Annotated in this window: 18 protein-coding genes and 1 pseudogene; 11 read left to right on the top strand and 8 right to left on the bottom strand. The window is 66.0% G+C overall.

Going from position 1 to position 21,080, the window contains the following annotated elements; genetic code table 11:
- Nucleotides 1-51 precede the first annotated feature (51 nt).
- Nucleotides 52-795, bottom strand: a complete 744-nt coding sequence (locus EBB56_RS18860; protein WP_045993130.1) for a sulfite exporter TauE/SafE family protein — start codon at nucleotides 793-795, stop codon at nucleotides 52-54.
- A gap of 134 nt (nucleotides 796-929) precedes the next feature.
- Nucleotides 930-1,931 carry a type I glyceraldehyde-3-phosphate dehydrogenase gene (gene gap / locus EBB56_RS18855; RefSeq protein ID WP_045993129.1) on the bottom strand — a complete coding sequence of 334 codons (1,002 nt, stop codon included), beginning with the start codon at nucleotides 1,929-1,931 and terminating at the stop codon, nucleotides 930-932.
- 361 nt (nucleotides 1,932-2,292) lie between these two features.
- On the opposite strand from gap, the gene EBB56_RS18850 reads away from it, so the two are divergent.
- Both EBB56_RS18850 and pgi read left to right on the top strand, forming a co-directional pair.
- On the top strand, nucleotides 2,293-2,769 hold the full coding sequence (locus EBB56_RS18850; RefSeq protein WP_108131858.1) for a methylglyoxal synthase: 477 nt from the start codon (nucleotides 2,293-2,295) through the stop codon (nucleotides 2,767-2,769).
- 20 nt (nucleotides 2,770-2,789) lie between these two features.
- Complete coding sequence (gene pgi, locus EBB56_RS18845) at nucleotides 2,790-4,460, top strand: glucose-6-phosphate isomerase (RefSeq protein WP_045993127.1); 1,671 nt, start codon at nucleotides 2,790-2,792, stop codon at nucleotides 4,458-4,460.
- A 284-nt stretch (nucleotides 4,461-4,744) separates the two neighbouring features.
- Here the strand turns inward: pgi and EBB56_RS18840 are convergent, their stop codons facing one another.
- Entirely contained in the window at nucleotides 4,745-5,164 is a 420-nt protein-coding gene (locus tag EBB56_RS18840; protein ID WP_108449498.1) for a CrcB family protein, read from the bottom strand.
- Nucleotides 5,165-5,186: 22 nt separating this feature from the next.
- Nucleotides 5,187-5,555, bottom strand: a complete 369-nt coding sequence (locus tag EBB56_RS18835; protein ID WP_124805054.1) for a CrcB family protein — start codon at nucleotides 5,553-5,555, stop codon at nucleotides 5,187-5,189.
- 422 nt (nucleotides 5,556-5,977) lie between these two features.
- Here EBB56_RS18835 and ybiO point away from each other — a divergent pair, with 422 nt between their 5' ends.
- Nucleotides 5,978-8,353 (top strand): mechanosensitive channel protein, encoded by a 2,376-nt coding sequence (ybiO, locus tag EBB56_RS18830; protein ID WP_045993124.1) that lies wholly within the window; start codon nucleotides 5,978-5,980, stop codon nucleotides 8,351-8,353.
- Nucleotides 8,354-8,662: 309 nt separating this feature from the next.
- Here ybiO and EBB56_RS18825 read toward each other — a convergent pair whose 3' ends face one another.
- Genes EBB56_RS18825 through hemC form a run of 4 tightly spaced genes read right to left on the bottom strand, consistent with a single transcriptional unit; the run spans nucleotide 8,663 to nucleotide 13,206 of the window.
- On the bottom strand, nucleotides 8,663-9,889 hold the full coding sequence (locus EBB56_RS18825; protein ID WP_045993949.1) for a heme biosynthesis HemY N-terminal domain-containing protein: 1,227 nt from the start codon (nucleotides 9,887-9,889) through the stop codon (nucleotides 8,663-8,665).
- The gene (locus EBB56_RS18820) at nucleotides 9,886-11,484 is read right to left on the bottom strand and encodes a uroporphyrinogen-III C-methyltransferase (RefSeq protein WP_124805053.1); all 1,599 of its coding nucleotides are present in this window, start codon (nucleotides 11,482-11,484) and stop codon (nucleotides 9,886-9,888) included. The genes EBB56_RS18825 and EBB56_RS18820 overlap by 4 nt, the downstream gene beginning before the upstream one ends.
- Nucleotides 11,485-11,509: 25 nt before the next feature.
- A complete protein-coding gene (locus EBB56_RS18815; RefSeq protein ID WP_124805052.1) occupies nucleotides 11,510-12,274 on the bottom strand; it encodes a uroporphyrinogen-III synthase in 765 nt (254 codons plus the stop codon).
- On the bottom strand, nucleotides 12,274-13,206 hold the full coding sequence (hemC, locus tag EBB56_RS18810) for a hydroxymethylbilane synthase (protein WP_045993946.1): 933 nt from the start codon (nucleotides 13,204-13,206) through the stop codon (nucleotides 12,274-12,276). Before hemC ends, EBB56_RS18815 begins: the two co-directional genes overlap by 1 nt.
- A gap of 330 nt (nucleotides 13,207-13,536) precedes the next feature.
- Between hemC and argH the strand changes: the two genes are divergently transcribed.
- The 8 genes and pseudogenes from argH (at nucleotide 13,537) to EBB56_RS18770 (ending at nucleotide 21,079) form a co-directional block, all read left to right on the top strand.
- Nucleotides 13,537-14,952 carry an argininosuccinate lyase gene (gene argH, locus EBB56_RS18805; RefSeq protein WP_045993945.1) on the top strand — a complete coding sequence of 472 codons (1,416 nt, stop codon included), beginning with the start codon at nucleotides 13,537-13,539 and terminating at the stop codon, nucleotides 14,950-14,952.
- Nucleotides 14,949-15,083 (top strand): annotated as a pseudogene (gene lptM, locus EBB56_RS22440) (LPS translocon maturation chaperone LptM); the annotation flags it as partial. The gene argH and the pseudogene lptM, both read left to right, overlap by 4 nt.
- Nucleotides 15,084-15,166: 83 nt before the next feature.
- Nucleotides 15,167-16,474, top strand: coding sequence for a diaminopimelate decarboxylase (lysA, locus tag EBB56_RS18795; protein WP_124805051.1), 1,308 nt, complete (start codon nucleotides 15,167-15,169; stop codon nucleotides 16,472-16,474).
- A complete protein-coding gene (gene dapF, locus EBB56_RS18790; protein ID WP_124805050.1) occupies nucleotides 16,474-17,307 on the top strand; it encodes a diaminopimelate epimerase in 834 nt (277 codons plus the stop codon). Before lysA ends, dapF begins: the two co-directional genes overlap by 1 nt.
- Nucleotides 17,308-17,422: 115 nt before the next feature.
- A complete protein-coding gene (locus EBB56_RS18785) occupies nucleotides 17,423-18,142 on the top strand; it encodes a DUF484 family protein (RefSeq protein WP_124805049.1) in 720 nt (239 codons plus the stop codon).
- Nucleotides 18,135-19,115: a tyrosine recombinase XerC gene (locus EBB56_RS18780; RefSeq protein WP_124805102.1), complete on the top strand. Its 981-nt coding sequence runs from the start codon at nucleotides 18,135-18,137 to the stop codon at nucleotides 19,113-19,115. Before EBB56_RS18785 ends, EBB56_RS18780 begins: the two co-directional genes overlap by 8 nt.
- Nucleotides 19,112-19,870, top strand: coding sequence for an HAD family hydrolase (locus tag EBB56_RS18775; protein ID WP_239452584.1), 759 nt, complete (start codon nucleotides 19,112-19,114; stop codon nucleotides 19,868-19,870). The genes EBB56_RS18780 and EBB56_RS18775 overlap by 4 nt, the downstream gene beginning before the upstream one ends.
- A 75-nt stretch (nucleotides 19,871-19,945) precedes the next feature.
- Nucleotides 19,946-21,079, top strand: coding sequence for a fimbrial protein (locus EBB56_RS18770; RefSeq protein WP_124805048.1), 1,134 nt, complete (start codon nucleotides 19,946-19,948; stop codon nucleotides 21,077-21,079).
- Nucleotide 21,080 lies beyond the last annotated feature (1 nt).

Genomic DNA, 21,080 nt, shown 5'->3' with positions numbered 1-21,080 from the left:
AGCCGATTTTTAACGCCGTATTACCGAGCGCAGGCACTTTTCAGGCGAGCCCTAGGCGAGCGCCTTGATGATCAACTGCACCCCGACCACCGCCATGGCCAGTATCACCAGCCGGTAGAACAACCGCTCGTTGACCCGGTGCTGCAGCCACAGGCCAGACCTGATGCCGAACCAGGCCACCGGCACCAGCGCCAGCGACGCCCAGATACTGGTCAGGTTGATCTCGCCAAGCCACAGGTAAGGCGGCAGCTTCATGGTATTGACCGCGGCGAACACCAATGTGGTGGTGGCGATGAAGGTGGTCTTGGGCAGGCGCCTGGGCACCAGGTAGAGGTTCATCGGTGGGGCGCCGGCGTGGGCGATAAAGCTGGTGATACCGGTGGCGATACCCGCGGGCCACGCCCAGAAAGAGGCGATCGGCCTAGAGGCCGCCGGCTTCACGATCATGTAGGCGACAAACAACAGCGAGATCACCCCCAGCAGCAGCCTGACGTGGTCCTCGTCGAGGCTGCCCGCCACCAGGGTAGCCACCACCACGCCGATCGCCATGCCGGGGATCAATCGCTTCACCTCAGCCATATCCTGGTGCCCCCACCAGGCCTTGACCGCCAGAACATCCATCACCAGCAGCAAGGGCAATAACAGGCCAGCGGCCGCGATAGGATCTATCGCAAGCGCCATCAGCGGCACCGACAGGGTACCGAAGCCCCCGGCGAAGCCGCCCTTGGAGATGCCGGTCAGGTAGGTGGAGAGGATGATCAGGCCCCAGGCGAGCCAGGAGTATTCGGGCAGCATGGCATTCCTTGCGCGCAAAGACGCCGAAGCAGTGACTGCTTCGGCGTCTGTACCAATGATGAGGGCGGCGAATCGCCCCGACCATCAGAGTGCCACACCAGGCCCGCCGATGGCAGCGGGCGGGGGCTATTGGCTTACTTGGCGGCCTGCATGGCCAGGGCGGTATCCAGCATACGGTTGGAGAAGCCCCACTCGTTGTCGTACCAGGCCATGACCTTGACCAGGCGACCGTTGACGCGGGTGTGGTTGGCGTCGAAGGTCGAGGAGGCCGGATCGTGATTGAAGTCGATGGACACCAGCGGCTGGGCGTTGACGTTGAGCACCGGAGAATTCTCCGCCGCCTTGGCCACGATCTCGTTGATCTCTTCCTTGGTGGTGTCGCGCGAGGCGTTGAACACCAGATCCACCAGCGAGACGTTGATCACCGGCACGCGCACGGCCAGGCCATCCAGCTTGCCGTTGAGCTCCGGCAGCACCTTGCCCACGGCAGCGGCAGCGCCGGTCTTGGTCGGGATCATGGAGTGGGTGGCGCTACGCGCGCGGTACGGGTCCTTGTGGTACACGTCAGACAGGTTCTGGTCGTTGGTGTAGGCATGGACCGTGGTCATCAGGCCATTCTCGATACCGACGGCGTCGTTGAGCGCCTTGGCCACCGGCGCCAGGCAGTTGGTGGTGCAGGAGCCGTTGGAGACGATGGTATCGCTGGCCTTGAGCACGCCGTCGTTGACGCCGAACACGATGGTGGCGTCGCCGTCGGGGCTCGGCGCGGAGACCAGCACCTTGGCGGCACCGGCTTCGACGTGCTTGCCGGCGTCGGCGCGCGTGGTGAACAGGCCCGTGCACTCCATCACGATGTCCACGCCGAGCTTCGCCCAGGGCAGGCTGGCCGGGTCACGCTCGGACAGAATAGCGATACGGTCGCCATCGACGCTCAGACTCTCCTCGTCATGTTCTACCTTGAAGGGAAAGTGACCGTGAGCGGTGTCATGGCGCAGCAGGTGGGCGTTGAGCGAAGGATCACCGAGATCGTTGATGGCAACGACCTCAATCCGGTCCCGGTAACCGTTCTCGTACAGTGCGCGCAGCACGTTGCGACCGATACGTCCGAAACCGTTGATGGCAACCTTGAGCGTCATAGCGAATATCCCCCTGAGCGGCGAAAGCGTTCTTGCGTGAAAGCTGGTGAGTCGACGGTAGGCGGATTCACTAAAGATGCAAATCCCCCGCAAGGACGTCGTCAGTGGGCACCAATGTGGTACAGACAGCGCCGGGACTCAAGCACTATTTTGTTAAACTTACAACATTTCTCCAAAAACATTGATGAAGGACACTCTAATAAGCACGAAATTTCGACAACTTACTGCCCACGCCTTCTCTATGAAGGCCAGCGCTAGACCTTAGTCGCATCGTCAGGCCGTAGTAATATTACCTTCAACGCTCTAAGGTATCCCTCATCCCGGTGACACCATTCACCACGCCTTTTATCCCGGAGGCCCCATGCCCCAACCCGCCAAGGAAGTCAGCCGCATTCTGCCGGCTCGCAAGCGCATCGCCCTGGTCGCCCACGACGGCAAGAAGCAGGAACTGATGGAGTGGGCCTCCCGCTGGAAGGACACCCTGATCGCTCACCAGCTGCTCGGCACCGGCACCACCGCCGCGCGGCTCAGCCGCACCCTGGGGCTGGAGGTGGAAGGCCTGATGAGCGGTCCACTGGGAGGCGACCAGCAGATCGGTGCTCGCATCACCGAGCAACGACTCGATCTGCTGATCTTCTTCTGGGACCCCTTCGCCCCCCAGCCCCACGACCCGGACGTCAAGGCGCTGCTGCGCCTGGCCGCCCTGTGGAATGTGCCGGTGGCCTGCAACCCCTCCAGCGCCGACTTCATGATGAGCTCGCCCTGGCTCGGCCAGGACTACGAGATGCAGATCCCGGATGCCAACGCCTGGATTTCCTCTCGCAGCGATAACAACTGACCAATATCGAGGATTCTCCCGTGTTCCAGCTGACCCGAAGCGTGACCTGGCAGTCGCTGTTGAAGCTTCGCGACGAGACCGCCGACGACCGGATTCGCGACTACTTTGCCAAGGATCCGAAGCGGTTCGACAAGATGAGCCTGCGCGTGGGCGGGCTTTTTCTGGACTACTCCAAACACCAGATCTCCGACGCGGTGCTGGAGAAGCTGGTCGAGCTGGCCGAACACTCGGCGCTGGTCCAGCGTCGAGCCCAGATGTTCTCCGGCGACATCATCAACGTCACCGAGGACCGGCCGGTACTGCACACGGCGCTGCGCAATCTGGGTGACAGCCCGGTCATCGCCGATGGCAAGGACGTGATGCCGGAGATCCACGCCACCCGCGAGCAGATCAAGCGCTTCTCCGAAGAGGTCCGCAGTGGCAACTGGAAGGGCTACAGCGGCGAGCGTATTCGCGACGTGGTCAACATCGGCATCGGTGGCTCCGACCTGGGCCCCAACATGGCCAGCCGCGCCCTGCTCAAGTACCGCCAGGCGGACCTGAACTTCCACTTCGTCTCCAACGTGGACGGCGCGCATATCCAGAAGGTGCTGAGCCGCCTCGATCCGGCCACCACCCTGTTCATCGTCTCGACCAAGACGTTTTCCACCCAGGAGACGCTGCTCAACGCCCGCACCGCACGGCGCTGGTTCGTCGAGAACGCCGGCGATGACGCCGACATCGGCGCTCACTTCATCGCCGCCTCGACCAACCGCAAGGCCGCCATGGAGTTCGGCATCCGCGAGGAGAACGTGTTCGAATTCTGGGCCTGGGTCGGCGGTCGCTATTCGATGTGGTCCTCCATCGGCCTGCCCATCGCCCTGGCGATTGGCTATGAAGGCTTCATCGAGATGCTCGAAGGCGCCTACGAGATGGACCAGCACTTCCAGAACGCCCCGCTCGGCGAGAACATGCCGGTGCTGATGGCGCTGATCGGTATCTGGTACATCAACTTCGTCGGTGCCGAGACCCAGGCCATCGTGCCCTACGACCAGGCCCTGCATCAGCTGCCGGCCTTCCTGCAGCAGCTCGACATGGAGTCCAATGGCAAGTCGGTCGATATCTTCGGTCGCCCGGTGGACTACAAGACCGGCCCCATCGTGTGGGGGCAGACCGGCTCCAACGGCCAGCACGCATTCTTCCAGCTGTTGCACCAGGGCACCCGCTACGTGCCCATCGACTTCATCGCCTCGCTGAAGCCCGAGCCCGGCGTCGAGGACCACCACTTCGCCCTGCTCACCAACATGCTGGCCCAGGCCAACGCCTTCATGGAAGGCAGCAGCAAGGGCGGCGACCTGGACCCCTACAGCTGCCCCGGCAACCGCCCCTCCAGCGTGCTGCTGCTCGACGAACTGACACCGCGCAACCTGGGCGCGCTGATCGCGCTCTACGAGCACAAGGTGTTCGTCCAGGGGGTGATCTGGAACATCAACTCCTTCGACCAGTGGGGTGTCCAGCTGGGCAAGCGCATCGCCGGCGAGATCAGCGAGAAGATCGACGAGCGCAGCCAGGACTTCGACGCCTCGACCCAGGGACTGCTGGGCCTGGTGCGGGAGCACTTCCAGGCGCCCGGCAAGAGCGTGGAAAAGGCCGCCGAAAAGGCAGCGAAGAAGACCGCCAAGCCCGCCGGCAAGGACGCCAAGGCCAAGTAAGCAGGGCGGAGGCGGAAGGTGCCGAGCACCGAGTGCTCGGCACGCCGCCCGCCATGGTGGCGACCATCAACGGACAAGGAATGATCGAGAATCGCCAACGGGCCACCCCGGAGTCTGCGCTCCAGGGTGGCCCGCTTTGGTCTGGCTCGCGCTGTTCTGGCTCGCGGGGGCTGGAATAGCGGGATTGCGCCTGGCGTGAGCGCCTGGCACGAGCGCCTGGCTTGCCGAGACGAACTCCTGGGCTACTTGAACGACCGCTGGGGCTACTCTGACGAGCGTCTGGGCTACTCGGACGAGCCTCTGACCAGGGCCCGCCGTGCGCTGACGTCACCGGCCCAGGCCGCCGCCAGCCATAGCGGCACGCTCAGCACCACATAGGCCAGCGCCAGCCAGGGGCTGCCGCCGGTGGCCAGGCGGGCCGCTTCGAGGCTGAACAGCGAAAAGGTGGTGAAACCTCCACAGAAGCCCGCCACGACAAGCGGATGAAGCCTCGCCAGCCGAGGGCTGTCGCTCAGGGCCGCATGGGTAGCAAAGCGGGCAATCAACCAGGATCCCAGCACGTTGACCAGCAGGGTCGCCCAGGGAAAGGACGACGCCACCAGGCCCGAGACCGCGACGCCGGTCAAGAGGCGACACACCGATCCCAGGGCGCTGCCAAGGCCCACCGCCAGATAGAGCCGCCAGACGCTTGTTGCCTGACTCATGCTTCTCCCCTCTGCCGACACCTCACAGGCCACCCCCGAGGGCAAGTCCCGCCACCACGGCGGCCAGGCCCGCCAGCAGGGTCAAAGAGACGTTGAGCGCGGCGGCTGCATGACGACCTTCGCGCATCAGGTCCAGAGTCTGCAGACTGAAGGAGGACACCGTGGTGAAGCCGCCCATCACCCCGCTCAGCAGCATGAGTGCCGCGGTCGAGCCTGCCACCAGGCGACTGGCCAGCAGGCCGATCACTAAGGCTCCCAGCAGATTGACGATCAGGGTCCCCCAGGGGAAGCGCACTCCCCAGGCGGCCGCTGCCCGACGACTGACGAACAGTCGCCCCATGCCTCCTGCGGCGCCCCCCAGCGCTACCGCTGCCAGCGTCCACCACTCCATCACGAATCGCCTCGGCCAAAACCGCCATGGTATGCAAATACCTGGTCGATGTCGTGACCGGTGGCAATACCGCTGGACCTCGCCCTCGGCGTGGCGAAACGGGCTGATCGCAGATGGCCCGTAAAGCGACAAGGCACAAACAATGCCGAGCCTCGGAAGGCGGGAGATCAAAGATGCTGAAGGTGCTGAAAATCTAAAAAAAACGCCGCCCGAGGGGGCGGCGAAGTTGTGCTTGCCTAGCAGGGATGAAGCGCATGGGATGCGTTCACGATCAATATGGCACAGAATTGGCAATCCGTACAACTTTTGTACATCCTTGATTGCGTACAAGCGGCAAACGGGCATGTTAGCCTGCGACAGATTCGTCCAAGGACGCCCCTCTGCCCCGACGGGCCCACCCATCAAAGGAGAAGGTTTGCGTGATGCGATCACGACTCTGCTCTCGACTCTTCAGCGTGCTGATGCTCGCGCTCGTGCTGCTCGCGGGACCTGCCATCGCCCAGCAGGGCGGTGACGCCAGCGGCTCTGGCGGTTCCTCCAGTGACGGTCCGGCCTACTCGACCCTGGCCGACCTGCTGGAAAACGAACAGGCCCGCAGCCAGCTGATCGAGCAACTGCGACAGATGGCGGAAAACGCCCCCGAGCAGGCCCAGGCCGCCGGTGAACAGGCCGTCGACAGCGCCGCCGAGGCCACCCTGCCCAAGCAACTGGCAGACATGACCAGCCGCGTGGTCAGCGAGTTCGGCAATCAGTTCGAGAATCTCGCCGCCATCTTCGGTGGCATGATCGACGGCGCCCTGACCGAAGGCGAACTCAACTTCGACCTGTTCACCCAGGCGGCGATCAACCTCGGCCTGGTGATCCTGGCGACCTTTGTGCTGTTCGTGATCATCAGGCGGCTGGTCAGGCCACTGTTCACGCGGTTGAGCCAATATTCGCAGAACGGTCAGAACCTCAACCCCACCATCCGCCTGGTGCTGTGCGTGGTGCTGGCGGTGATCGTGGACGCCGCCGTGGTGGGTCTTGCCTACGTCGGCGGCAACCTGGCCGCCACTTTCGCCATCGGTGAAACGGGTAGCCTGTCGACCCGGGCGTCGCTGTTCCTCAATGCCTTCCTGGTCATCGAGCTGTTGAAAGCGGCCGTGCGCATGCTGTTCGCCTCGCGCTACGAGGGCCTGCGACTGCTGCCCATCACCGCTCCCAGCGCGTCCTACTGGAATCGCTGGATCGCCCGGCTGATTGGCCTTACCGGCTACGGCCTGATGGTGGTGGTCCCGTTGATCAACACCTACCTGTCTTACCGTGTCGGTGAGGGCATCGGCGCCCTGATCATGATCGGCGCCTACCTGTACGCCATCACCGTGGTGCTGATCAATCGCAGCCGCCTGCGCGATGGGCTGTTCGATGCCGCTGTCAGGTCCAGCCTGTCGGCCTCCCGTGTCGCGCTGCGCCTGCTCGGCCGCATCTGGCATCTGCTGGCGATCACCTACTTCACCGTGGTGCTGGTGCTGACCCTGACACGCCCCGAGGACGCCCTGCCGTTCGTGCTGATCGCGACCCTCAAGACCCTCGGTATCGTGCTGGCTGCCATGCTGGTGTCGCGCCTGCTGGCCCAGGCCATCGGTCGTCGCATCACCCTGTCCGGTGAGCTGCGCAAGAAGCTGCCGTTGCTCGAGGCACGCCTCAACTCCTATGTCCCGACGATGCTGCGCGCCTTCAACGTGCTGATCCTGATCGTCGCCGCCATGGCCCTGCTCAACGCCTGGGGCGTGTTCGACATGGCCACCTGGTACGCCTCCGAAGCGGGTCGCGTGCTGGTCAGCCAGGTGATCAACGTGGCCATCATCCTGATCGTCGCCGCGGCGGTCTGGATCGGCCTTGCCAGCCTGATCGAACACAAGCTGAATCCGACCACCGGCCGCGGCATGCCCTCGGCCCGGGCCCAGACGCTGCTGTCGCTGTTCCGCAATGCTCTGGCCATCGCCATCGTCACCATGACGGCGATGATCGTGCTGTCGGAAATCGGCATCAACATCGGACCGCTGATCGCCGGTGCCGGTGTGCTCGGTCTGGCCATCGGTTTCGGCGCCCAGAAACTGGTGCAGGACATCATCACCGGTATCTTCATCCAGGTGGAAAACGCCATGAATACCGGCGACGTGGTGACCCTGGGCGGCATCACCGGCACCGCCGAGAAGCTCAGCATCCGCTCGGTGGGTATCCGTGACCTGCACGGCACCTACCATCTAGTGCCGTTCTCCAGCGTCGATGTGGTCTCCAACTACATGCGTGGCTTCGGCTACCATGTGGGCGAATACGGCGTCGCCTACCGCGAGAACGTGGACGAGGCGATCGTCGCCCTGCGCAACGCCTTCGACGAACTGTCCTCCGACGAGGACCTCAAGTCCGAGATCCTCGAACCCCTCGAGGTGGCCGGTGTCATCGCCCTGGCCGACAGCTCGGTCAACATCCGGGTACGCATCAAGACCACCCCCGGCAACCAGTGGGCGGTGGGCCGTGCCTACAACCGTCTGGTCAAGCTGCACCTGGACGAGGCGGGCATCGAGATCCCCTTCCCGCACACCACGATCTTCTTTGGCGAAGACAAGCAGGGCCAGGCGCCAGCCGCCAACCTGCGCCTGGTCGAGAAGGATGTGGTGGCCACCGGCGAAGCCAGGGATACCGCACCGCTGCCCGGCGAGGACGGCAGTATCGACTCGCCCCGCGAGCACGAGACCCGCGAGGATGCCGAGACCAACGCCAAGTTCAGGGGCGACTACGACCCCGACGGCAACTGACAGACCTTACCTGCAACGCTTCTGGGGCGGCCTACGGGCCGCCCTTTTTTATTGATCGAATCGCCAGGGTGCCGAGCCCTGACGCCACGCTCTGCCGCCACGCCCTGACGCCACAACTCTGACAACACAGGCGTGGCGGCAGCTGCACGCCGGGCCTGTACTCGCCTTCAGCATGGTGACGCCACACCGCAGTCCCCTTGGCTGGCGCTGCGCACGAGCCCCATCCTCCAGGACCACAAACGCCACGGGCGGGGCCGAAGCCCCGCCCGTGGCGTTTGTGGGTACTGCTTAGTAGATCGAACGCCTGGCTCAGGCCTGCTGAGCGTCGCTCGGCTGCGGCAACGAGGGCAGCGACTTGTCGAGCAGCTCGACGCTCTGGCGATAGTAGAGCTGGCTCTTGTTGTGCTCGCCCAGGTTGGCGTAGAGCCGCGCCAGCTCGGCACAGACCACTCCGCTGGGACGTTGACGCTGGCTCGCCTCGAAGTACTCCTGGGCCTTGCCCCAGTAGGCGTTGCGCAGCGCCAGGCGACCCAGGGTCAACAGCAGGTCGGGATCGTTGGGACGCTCCTGCAGCCACTTCTCGGCGGTCACCAGCTGACGTGAAGCGTCCACCCCAAGCAGGCCATAGCGCAGCACCAGACGGCTGTCCCAGTTGGTCTTGAGCGAGTGGCGCAGCAGTTTCTCGGCGATCACCTGTTCGTCGCAGCGCACCAGCGTCTCGACGTAGAGCACCAGCAGGTCGATGTTGGTGCGCAGGTACTCGGGCATGTCGGACCACAGGTTGCGCACCCGCTCAATATCCTCGGGATTGCGCGTCTCCTGCAGGATCAGCTCGCGGTAGGCCTGCAGCTCGAGCTGTTCACGCTCTTCCCGGGCGATCAGCTGCTGGTCGGCCAGACGCGGCAGCAGGCGACGCAGGCCGTCCCAGTCGCTGACGCTGATATAAGCGGCCTTGAGCTGCTTGAGCACCTGGGGATGGCGCGGCAGATGACGGTCCAGACGGGTCAGGATCGCCAGTGCTTCCTCGTACTGCTGGCGGTCCAGCATCAGCTGGGCCTGCATCATGCCCACCGCCGGATCGGCACCGTCGGTGGAGATGTGGGCCCGCTTGAGCAGGGTGTCGGCCTGGTCATAGCGGCCCTGGTAGTGGGCCGCCAGGGCGGCAGACAGGTAGTTGACCAGCGGGGTGCTGGAGTCATCGGCGGCCTTGACCAGGGCCTTCTCGGCGCGCTTCCAGCGGCCTTCGGCCAATGCCACCAGGCCGCGCACGGTGCGCTTCATCGCGGTGCGATTGCGTGCCCGCGAGTTCCACACCTTGAAGCGGCTGACCGGACGGCTCAGACGGAACAGCACGCGCAGGGCAAAGTGCAGCACCATGAACAGGGCCAGCAGGATCACCAGGCCAAACCAGAACGAAGTCTGGAAGGAGGTGTCGCCCACCCGCACCAGCCAGTAGCCGGGCACCGACATCATCAGCTGACCGAACAGCGCCCCGAGCGCGAGGCCAACGACAATGAGCAGGATCAGCTTTCTCATGCGTTATCTCCCTGGCCGGAAGCGCCCGCTTCGAAGCGCTGCTCGATGAACCGGGCCAGCGCCTGCTGGGAAGCGCTGATATCAGGAAGCTCCGGGCGGATGGACTTGCCCTTGAGCTCGCCCAGACGAGCGATCACCGACTGCACCGACTCGTCGTCGACGTCGTAGTAGCCTTCGAGCAGGGTGATGGCCTTGTCGAGGCTGGCCTCGTACAGGCCGGTCTCTTCCTTGAGCAGGGCCAGCTGGGACTGCTCCAGCACCAGGCGCAGGCTCTGACGCAGATAGGACTCCTGCTCCGGGGTGATCAGGGCTTCCAGCGCCTGGTCGTGGTGGCGTACCGTCACCAGCTCCTTGAGCTCTTCACCGACCCGTGCCAGCTGCTCCTGCCAGGCACCGGAAGGAGCCTCCTCGATGGTGGTATCGGCGGTGAACTGCTCGATGTCCTGGGCCAGCGGCAGGCCGGCGATCTGCTCCTGCTGGGCGTTCAGGGCCAGGTAGAGGCCAGTCCGGTCAACCTTGGGCACCGTCTGCAGGGCGGCAAGCTCCTCGGCGATGGCGCGGCGTACCGGGACCAGTGCCGGATTGTTGGCCTCTTCCAGGCGAGCGTCGGCGGTGCGCAGCAGCGCCGCAGCACCTTCGACGTCACGCTCGAGCTGCAGGCGCTGATTGGCCAGACGCAGCAGGTAGGCGGCCTCGGCGTGCAGCCAGTCACGCTCGTCGGCGTTCTGTTCCTTGGACAGCTCGGCCAGTACCCGATCGAGGGTCTGGTTGACGTCGGACTTGTAAGCGTCGAAGTCGCTCTTGATGCCGTCCACCGCCTGGCCCATGGTCTCGCGACGCTCGGCAAGGCCGCTTTCCAGCTGGGACGACAGCTCCTGGACCTCGGCCACGCTGGGGCTGTTCTGCTTGAGCTGGTCGATGCGCGCGGACATGGCCTGCTGCAGCTGCCAGCCCTTCCAGCCGACAAAGGCCACACCGGCGATCAGGATCAGCACCAGCACCAGGGCCACGACGCCGGCCTTGCCGCCACCAGAGCCGCCACCAGAGCCTCCGGAAGACGAGGTCGCGGCACCGCCGGCAGAAGCCCCACCGTTACCACCCTTGCCTGCCGCTGGGCTGGGCTTGTTGTCACTGGCTTTGGCGCCACTGGCCTTGGTGTCACTGGCCTTGGTGTCACTGGGCTTGCCATCGCCGGGCTTGCCGGCACTGGCCTTGCCGCTATTGTCGGGCTTGCTAGCGCTGGGCTTGCTGGCACTTGGCTTGCTGGCACTGTCCCCGGCGGTGCCCTTCGCGGCAACCGGAGCGGCGTCACTCGGCGTGGCCTTGGCGGTGCCTGCGCTCGACGATGTGGCGCCGGCAGGCGATGAGCCGCCCGTCGCCGCAGCGGGTGTGGAGGATGCCGCGCTGGCACTGGACGAGGTGGATCCGGTCGAGCTGCTGCCACTCTTGTCGCGACGCCGCGACCGCCGCTGGGAGCCCCCCTTGCCCGCGCCGCCCTTCGAGGCGTCCGTGCCTGAGGTCGCGCTTCCTGTGCCCTGCTGGCCGGAAGCGGACGGGGTCTGCTGCTCGTCCTGATCGTGCTGTTGGTTGCTCATCTGTCGCTAGCCCTTTTAGAGATCTTCATTCGCCATCCTCTGGGTCGCAGGTCCTTGCCACCGCGGCCGCCAGCGCCGCAGGAGACGCGCCAGACGCCACGACCGGGATGCGAAATCCCAGCGTTTTCGCCAGTGTAGCCAACCGCTGGCTGGATACGACAAGCGGTTGTTGAAAGGCGGCCTCTGAACACCATCTTGCCAGATGTTCAAGGATTTCTCCGCTACTGACCACCAACGCCTGATAGCCCCCTTGTTCGAGCCATGTTCTGGCCCCGGCGTCGGGAGTGATCAGGCGGCGTCGATACACCTCGAGACGCGTGACACGCGCGCCCCTCTGCCCCAGGGTGTCGCCCAGCAGCGGGCGGCCACCTTCGCCCGCCACCAGCAGCACTCGCTGGTGCTCCAGGCGCTGCAGCGAGGCCAGCGCCAGCAAGGCCTCGCTGGTCTCTTCTCCGGCGGCGGGGGCAGGCACCCTCACCTTTAGCCCCAGCGCCTGGTGCAAGACCATCGCCGTGGCCTGCCCGACGGCGTGCAGTTCAAGCCCCTGGGGCAGCTGTGGCCAGTAGCGATCCAGCGCCTCGACCAACCGCTCGGCGGCAGCGGGACTGATGACTACCACCTTATGAAAGTGGTCGATGTCGAGCCAGGCCGAGCGCACATCTGCCGTCTCTGGCACAGTTTCCTGCCGCATCACCTCGAGCCGCTCGGTGCTGAACCCCTTGCTTTCGATGGCCTCGGCCAGCGCTTGGGCGCGTTCGCCGGGCCGGGTGATCAGTACCGGAGTGCCCATCAACGCGGCCCGTAGACCTCGGCCAGGATATCCCCGGCGCCCTGCTCCAGCAGCTGCTCGGCGACGCGGATCCCCAGCGCCTCGGGTTCGTCCACCGAACCACGCCCTTCGGCACGCAGCACGCGGGAACCGTCGGGCGTGCCGACAAGGGCTCTCAACCACAGGGTTCTGCCATCGTCCTGATAGATGGCGTGCCCACCGATGGGCACCTGGCAGCCGCCTTCCAGACGTGTATTCATGGCCCGTTCGGCACGCACTCTGGTCGCCGTCTCGATATCGTCGAGCGGTGCCAGCAGCGACACCAGCTCGGTGTCGTGCATGCGGCATTCGATGCCAAGCGCGCCCTGACCACAGGCCGGCAGGCAGATCTCCGGCGGCAGCTCCTGGGCGATACGTTCACCCAGCCCCAGCCGCTTGAGCCCGGAGGTAGCCAGCAGGATGGCATCGAATTCGCCAGCGTCGAGCTTGGCCAGGCGTGTCTGGACATTGCCACGCAGACTGATGACCTCGAGATCCGGACGGGCCTCGCGCATCTGCAGTCCGCGGCGCAGGCTGGAGGTACCCAGACGGGCGCCCTCGGGCAGGTCCTCGAAGCGAGCATAGTCATTGGAGACGAAGGCGTCGGTGGGCTCGGCGCCTTCCAGGATCACCGAAAGCCCCAGGCTCTCGGGAAACTGCATCGGCACATCCTTCATGGAGTGCACCGCGATATCGGCGCGGCCGTCGAGCATCGCCTCCTCGAGTTCCTTGACGAACAGCCCCTTGCCGCCAACCTTGGCCAAGGGCGTGTCGAGAATCTTGTCACCGCGGGTCGACATCGGTACCAGCTCGACCTCGAGCCCGGGGTGAATCGCCATCAGGCGATCGCGAACATGTTCGGCCTGCCATAGGGCCAACTGGCTCTTGCGCGTCGCGATACGCAGCCTGGACATCTGTTGCACGTTGCTCTCCCTGGTCGGGCTTGCGACCAAATCGCCGCGTCCGCCATGTTAAATGAATGACGTCATCATAAAGCACGGTCTCCGTCAGTAAAATCGACGGCGACGGGACCCGTTGCCGCGCCTGCCAGAAGCGCCTGCTGCCACCCTCGTTTCAGGGGCTGATGCCGCACCGTCCTTGCCGGCCCGCTGCACCCTCGCCTCAAGGGCCGACTCTGGTACACTTTGGGCATACCAACGACAACGGCTGCCGGCTCCGTCAGCGCCCTCGGCGCCGGCCACCGATCACGTCGCCATCGCATCGTCATTCAGGAAGTCCATTCAATGAGCCAGACCACCAACCAGTCCTGGGGCGGCCGCTTCAGCGAACCCACCGACGCCTTCGTCGCTCGTTTCACCGCCTCGGTCGATTTCGACCAGCGCCTGGCCCGCCATGACATCCAGGGCTCCATCGCGCATGCCACCATGCTCGCCCAGGTTGGCGTGCTGAGCGAAGAGGAACGTGACGCCATCCTGACCGGGCTCAAGGAGATCGAGACGGAGATCGCCGAAGGGCGTTTCGAGTGGTCGGTGGCGCTGGAAGACGTGCACATGAACATCGAGGCACGGCTGACCCAGAAGATCGGCATCACCGGCAAGAAGCTGCACACCGGGCGCTCGCGCAACGACCAGGTGGCCACCGATATTCGCCTCTACCTGCGCGAGGAGATCGACCTGGTCGCCAGCGAGCTGGCGCGGCTGCGTGCCGGGCTGATCGAGCTGGCCGAGGGCGAGGCCGACACCATCATGCCGGGCTTCACCCACCTGCAGACCGCTCAACCGGTGACCTTCGGCCACCACCTGCTGGCCTGGCAGGAGATGCTGGCCCGCGACCATGAACGCCTGCTGGACTGCCGCAAGCGGGTCAACGTGCTGCCGCTGGGCGCCGCCGCCCTGGCCGGCACCACCTACCCCATCGATCGTCACCTGACCGCCGAGCTGCTCGGCTTCGAACGCCCCGCCGAGAACAGCCTCGACGCGGTCAGCGATCGGGACTTCGCGATCGAGTTCACCGCCTTCGCGAGCCTGCTGCTTATGCACCTGTCGCGGATGAGCGAGGAGCTGGTGCTGTGGACCAGCGCCCAGTTCGACTTCATCGACCTGCCCGACCGCTTCTGCACCGGCTCCTCGATCATGCCGCAGAAGAAGAACCCGGACGTGCCCGAGCTGGTACGCGGCAAGACCGGCCGCGTCTACGGTCACCTGATGGGCCTGCTGACGCTGATGAAGTCGCAGCCGCTGGCCTACAACAAGGACAACCAGGAAGACAAGGAACCGCTGCTCGACACCCTGGATACCGTCAAGGGGTGCCTGCGCGCCTTCGCCGACATGGTCCCGGCCATCGTCTCCAAGGGCGATTCCATGCGCGAGGCCGCTCGCAAGGGCTTCTCCACCGCCACCGACCTTGCCGACTATCTGGTACGCAAGGGCGTGGCCTTCCGTGACGCCCATGAAATCGTCGGTCAGTCCGTGGCCTACGGCATCGAGAGCGGCAAGGATCTGTCGGACATGAGCCTCGACGAACTGCGCCAGTTCTCCGACGTCATCGGCGAGGACGTGTTCGAGGTGCTGACCCTGGAAGGCTCGGTGGCCGCCCGCAACCATATCGGTGGCACCGCCCCCGACCAGGTGCGCGCCGCTGCCCAGCGCGCCCGTGAGGCCCTCAAGACCCTTGCGACCGGCCAGGGAGGCGCCCAATGAACCGCCTCGTCAAGGTGCTGCGACCCGCCCTGTTGCCGGCCCTGCTGCTGGCCCTGATGGCCCTGGCGGGCTGCGGCCAGAAAGGCCCCCTGTACCTGCCCGGTGACGAAGAAGCGGCGGAGCGCTACGGCCCCCGCGAAACCGTCGAGGACGAACAGGGCGAAGAGGACAGCCAGGAAAGCGACCAGAGCGCGACCGAGGACGAGAGCTGAGCATGGATCACTTCAACTACCGAGACGGCGAGCTGCACGCCGAAGAAGTGCCTCTGGCCCGCATCGCCGAGGCGGTGGGCACCCCCTGCTACGTCTATTCACGTGCCACCCTGGAGCGCCACTTCCAGGCCTACCGCGAGGCGCTGGGTAGCCACCCGCATCTGATCTGCTACGCGGTCAAGGCCAACAGCAACCTGGCGGTGCTCAACGTACTGGCGCGCCAGGGTGCCGGTTTCGACATCGTTTCCCGGGGCGAGCTCGAGCGGGTGCTGGCCGCCGGGGGTGACCCGGCCAAGGTGGTGTTCTCCGGCGTCGCCAAGCGCCCCGACGAGATGGCGCGCGCGCTCGAGGTCGGCATCAAGTGCTTCAACGTGGAGTCGCGTCCAGAGCTTGAAGTGCTCAATGAAGTGGCAGGCCGCCTGGGCAAGGTGGCGCCGGTGTCATTGCGGGTCAATCCCGACGTCGACGCGGGCACCCATCCGTATATCTCCACCGGGCTCAAGGACAACAAGTTCGGTATCCCGGTGGATGAGGCGCTGGAGGTCTACCGTCTGGCCGCCGAACTGCCGCACCTCAAGGTCACCGGGCTCGACTGCCATATCGGCTCGCAGCTCACCGAGATCGCTCCCTTCCTCGACGCCCTGGAGCGTCTGCTGGTGCTGCTCGACCGCCTGCGCGAGGAGAACATCGAGGTCTCGCACCTCGACCTGGGCGGCGGCCTCGGCGTGCCCTACAGGGACGAGACGCCGCCGGCCCCGTTCGACTACGCCTCGAAGCTGCTCGAGCGCCTGTCGCGCTGGGACGGCGGCGAGCGCCTGACGCTGCTGTTCGAGCCGGGCCGCTCGATCGCCGCCAACGCCGGCGTCATGCTGACCCGGCTGACCTACGTGAAGCCCGGCGAAACCAAGAACTTCGCCATCGTCGACGCCGCCATGAATGACCTGATTCGGCCCTCGCTGTACCAGGCCTGGCAGGCCATCATCGAAGTCGACACTCGCCTGGACCGCGCAAGCGACGTCTACGACGTGGTCGGCCCGGTGTGCGAGACCGGCGACTTCCTCGGCAAGGAGCGTCAGCTGGCGGTGGCGCCGGGCGACCTGCTGGCGGTGCGCTCGGCAGGCGCCTACGGCTTCGTGATGGCCTCCAACTACAACAGCCGCCCGCGTCCGGCGGAGGTACTGGTGGACGGCGACAGCTATCAGGTGGTGCGCCGACGCGAGACCCTCGAGGACCTCTGGGCCGGTGAGTCGCTGCCCGGCGAATCGCAACCGGGATCGGCATCGGGATCGACGTCAGGAGCACCGCGCTGATGCTTCTGCACTTCACCAAGATGCATGGCCTGGGCAACGACTTCATGGTGGTCGATCTGGTCACCCAGCGGGCCCGCATCGAGGCCGAGGAAATCCGCCGTCTGGCCGACCGGCGCTTCGGCATCGGTTTCGATCAGCTACTGGTGGTGGAACCGCCGCGGGACCCGGACATGGACTTTCGCTACCGGATCTACAACGCCGACGGCAGCGAGGTCGAGAATTGCGGCAATGGTGCGCGCTGCTTTGCCCGCTTCGTACGCGACAAGCGGCTGACCCACAAGCGCCAGATCCAGGTCGAGACCGCCGGCGGCCCGCTGGTGCTGGACGTGCATGACGACGAGCAGGTCAGCGTCGACATGGGCGCCCCGCGCTTCGCCCCGCCGAGCCTGCCCTTCGAGGCCGACGAGGACCGCCTGCGTCACACCCTCGAGGTCGACGGCGAGACCCTCGAGATCGCCGCCGCCTCCATGGGCAACCCCCACGCGGTGATCAAGGTCGACAGCGTCGACCAGGCGCCGGTGGAGCGCCTGGGACCGCTGGTCGAACACCACCCGCGCTTTCCCAAGCGGGTCAACGTGGGCTTCATGCAGGTGGTCTCCAGCCACGAGATTCGGCTGCGGGTGTTCGAGCGCGGCAGCGGCGAGACCCTGGCCTGTGGTACCGGCGCCTGCGCTGCGGTGGCCTGCGGCATTCGCCAGGGCCTGCTCGAAAGCCCGGTGACCGTCCACCTGCCCGGCGGCAGCCTGACGATCCGCTGGGAAGGTGGCGAGCGCCCCTTGATCATGACCGGCCCCGCCGAGCGGGTGTTCGATGGACGAATTCCGCTGCGTTGACCCCAGGCGCACAGGACTCGACGGGACTGGGCTAAGCTGCCAGCAAGGTACCGGTCCCTCGCGTTCCCGGAAACTCGATCCAGCCTAGACATTGAACTCCAACAGGAAGACGCGCATGCCTCAAGCCGCCCCAGAGCCTCGCAAGACGCTCGACCCGGACCGCGTCGCCGAATGGCTGGCACGCCACCCGGACTTCTTCGTCGGTCGCGAAGGCCTGCTGCAGAGCCTCACGATTCCCCACCCGGAGACCCAGGGCGCCACCTCGCTGCTGGAACGGCTGGTCCATGACCTGCGCAAGCGCGCCGAAGGCGCGGAACTGCGGCTCGAGCAACTGCTCGACTCGGCCCGCCACAACGAGGCGCAGTATCGGCGCACCCGCGAGCTGGTGCTGGCACTGCTGGAAGCCCAGGACAACGACGCCCTGGGCCAGGCCCTGGCCACCCAGCTAAGCGAGCGCTTCCAGACGCCGGCGGTGTCGCTGTGGTGCCCCGCCAGCCTGACCGATCGCGACCCCAGACCGCCCCAGGCCCCGCGTCACGTGCTCGACGACCACACCGGCCAGCGCCTGACCGCGCTACTCGATGGGCGCGCCAGCCGCTGTACCCGTCTTGCTCCCACCGACTGGAAGCGCCTGCTGCCCCACGCCAAGGCGCCGACCAAGTCGGGCTCCTGCGCCATCGCCCGCATGACCCTGGGCGAGCCCCAGGGCTTTGTGGTGCTGGCAAGTCCTGATCCCGACCACTTCCGTGCCAGCATGGACACCCTGTTTACCGAGTACCTGGCCGAGGTGCTGGTGCGCCTGAGCGTGCGGCTGTGCGAGCGTGATGATGGCTGAAAAGGCGGCTGAGACGACGGCTGAGACGACGGCCAAGTGGCAGCTTGCCGGCGCGGTAGCGGACTTTCTCGATGAGCTGGGTCGCACCGCCAGTGCTGCCACCGTCGACGCCTACCGGCGTGACCTGGCCACCTTCGAGAACTGGTGGCACGCCCAGGCCAATGACACCGACGCCAGGCCGCCGGATGATCAGGCCCTGACGTCCCACACGCTCCGGCGTTTTCTGGCCGCCGAACGCAGCCGAGGCATGGCACCGCGCAGCCTGAAGCGCCGCCGCGCCGCCCTGTCGCGACTGTGTGAACACCTGGTGGCGGCTGGCCGACTCGACTACAACCCGGTCGGCCTGAGCCGCGGCCCCCGGGCACCGAAGGATCTACCTCGGCCGGTGGACGTGGACCTGCTGGCGCGCTTTCTCGACACCCCCCACGACGGCTCGCCGCTGTCGGTACGCGACCAGGCGATGCTGGAGCTGCTCTATTCCAGCGGGCTACGGCTGGCGGAACTGGCGGCGCTGGATCTCCCCGACCTTCATGGCGGCCGGGTGCGGGTCCTCGGCAAGGGCAACAAGCCGCGCCAGGTGCCGGTGGGCTCGCGTGCGCGCCAGGCCATCGACCAGTGGCTAAGCGTGCGCTCAGTGCTGGCCGCCGACGGCGAAACAGCGCTTTTCGTCGGCCAACAGGGCCACCGGCTCGGCCATCGTGCCATCCAGGCACGCCTGGTCACCCAGGCCCGCCGGCGCAGCCTGCCGGAGCACCTGCATCCCCACCGCCTGCGCCACTCCTTCGCCAGCCACCTGCTGGAATCGAGCCAGGACCTGCGCGCCGTCCAGGAGCTGCTGGGCCACGCCAACCTGTCCACCACCCAGGTCTATACCCGGCTGGACTGGCAGCACCTGGCGGAGAGCTACGACAAGGCCCACCCCCGCGCGCGGCGCAGCCGGAGCGACGACAGCCATCCCGGAGACACCCCTTGATCGACCACGCGGCAGCGGACGACTTCAGCCGACTCAAGGCCATCACCTTCGACCTGGACGACACCCTGTGGGACAACAGCGGCGTCATGCAGCGCACCGAGCAGGGCCACGTCGACTGGCTGACCGAACAGCTCGGCGCCTGGCAACGCGGCCGCGAGGAGCCGTTGACGCCCCCCATCGCGCTTTCGGACTACCTGAGTGAACGCCAGGCTCTGGCCAGGCGCAGCTGGTCGCGGCGCGGCGACTTCAGCTGGCTGCGTGAGCGCACCCTGATCCAGCTGCTGGAGGAAAGCGGCGTGAACCGGGCGGCGGCTCACTGGTGGGCGGCGCTGGCGATGCAGCGTTTTCACTCGCTGCGCATCCTCGTCACGCCCTTCCCCGACACCGACGCCATGCTGGAAAGGCTGAAGGGCCGCTATCGTCTCGGCAGCATCACCAACGGCAACGTGGCCTTCCACCGTCTGCCGCTGGCCCGCCACTTCCAGGCGCGTATCGCTGCCGGCGAGATGTTCGCACCCAAGCCCGATCCACGGCCCTTTCTGGCGATGCTGGCACGGCTTCAGGTCAAGGCCTGCGAGACCCTGCACGTGGGCGATTCCTGGGAGGAAGACGTGCTGCCGGCGATTCGCCTGGGCTTGCGGGCGATCTGGATCGCGCCGCCAGAGGCCGAGACGGCTCCCTTGCCACGCGGCGTGACCCGACTGTCTCGGGTCACCGAGCTGCCAGCCCTGCTCGGTGAGCATCAGGATCAATAAAGCGAGAAAAACCCCGGCGACCGCCGGCGCCACGTGGTAAACCGGCAGGCACCTGTTCCCTGAGTGCCTGCCGCCATGCCCCGCCCGCTCTATCGCCCCCTCGCTTCATCACCGCCGACCCGGCGTCACCTGCGACGAGTGCTCAAGCTCGGGCTGGCGTTTGCCCTGGTTTCGGGACTGGGGCTTGTTTCGGGGCTGTCTTCGGGACTGCTTTCGGGGCGTGTTTCAGGACTGGGGCCCGCTCTCTCCCTGCCCCTGGGCATCGCGCCAGCCCTGGCGGCACGCCCTACCTGCGACACCGTACGCCCGCCCGGTACCTGCGGCCTCTATAGCACCGGCATGTCCTACCCCTCGACCTTGTCCGGCACCACGCCGGAAGGCAACACCGCGGGGATAGCCTCCTTCCACACCACCTACGCCTGCCAGACCGGCAGCGACGGCCGCGTCTATATCCTGCTCGATACCCAGGGTTCCTACGACAGCGCCACCGGTGACGCCGAAAGCTCAGTGCAGGGCTTCTACTTCGACAAGGCCGACACCAGCATGGGCGGCCATCACCACCAGACCCTGGTCGCTTCCCTGCGCACCGCCAACCATGCATCTGGCTGTGTCTCCGGCAGCGTCACGAAGGAGATACCGATCGTACGCCATGGCGACACCGAACCGGGCAACTACAAACAGTTTACCTACTGGCCTCATACCCACGTGGCGACCAGCACCGGCGCCAGCGACAACTATACCGGTACGGTAGTCGGAGTTGGCGGCGCTTACGTCACCGTGATCGAGAGCACCTGCAAGATGTGGACCCCCTACATCATCCTGCCCGATATCGACCTCAGCGAGCTGCCGGGAGCAGGATCTCGGGGCGGCACCACCACCGCCTACCTGAGCTTCAACGACTGCGATGAGGTCAACATGGCGGATTTGTCCATACGCTCGAGCGGCGCCAGCGTCATCAACGCCCGCCAAGGCATCCTCGGCAACGCCGACACCTCAGGTGAAGGCGCCAAGGGCATCGGGCTGGCGCTGGAAATCGACGCTTTTTCAGCCCACGACTTCGACCCCGTGGACCTGTCTGGCTCGCGAGCGGTTGGCCTGATGGGGGAGGCGCCCAGGGTTCCGTTACGCGTCAGCTACTACCGCTATGCCGAACAGGCATCCGGGGGGCGCGTCAAGGGGCTGCTGGAGGTCACCGCCACGTACAAGTAGC

The organism is Halomonas sp. YLB-10 (genome assembly GCF_003856855.1).
GTDB classification, from domain to species: Bacteria; Pseudomonadota; Gammaproteobacteria; order Pseudomonadales; family Halomonadaceae; genus Halomonas; species Halomonas litopenaei.
This window is presented reverse-complemented; position numbering and strand designations above follow the sequence as displayed.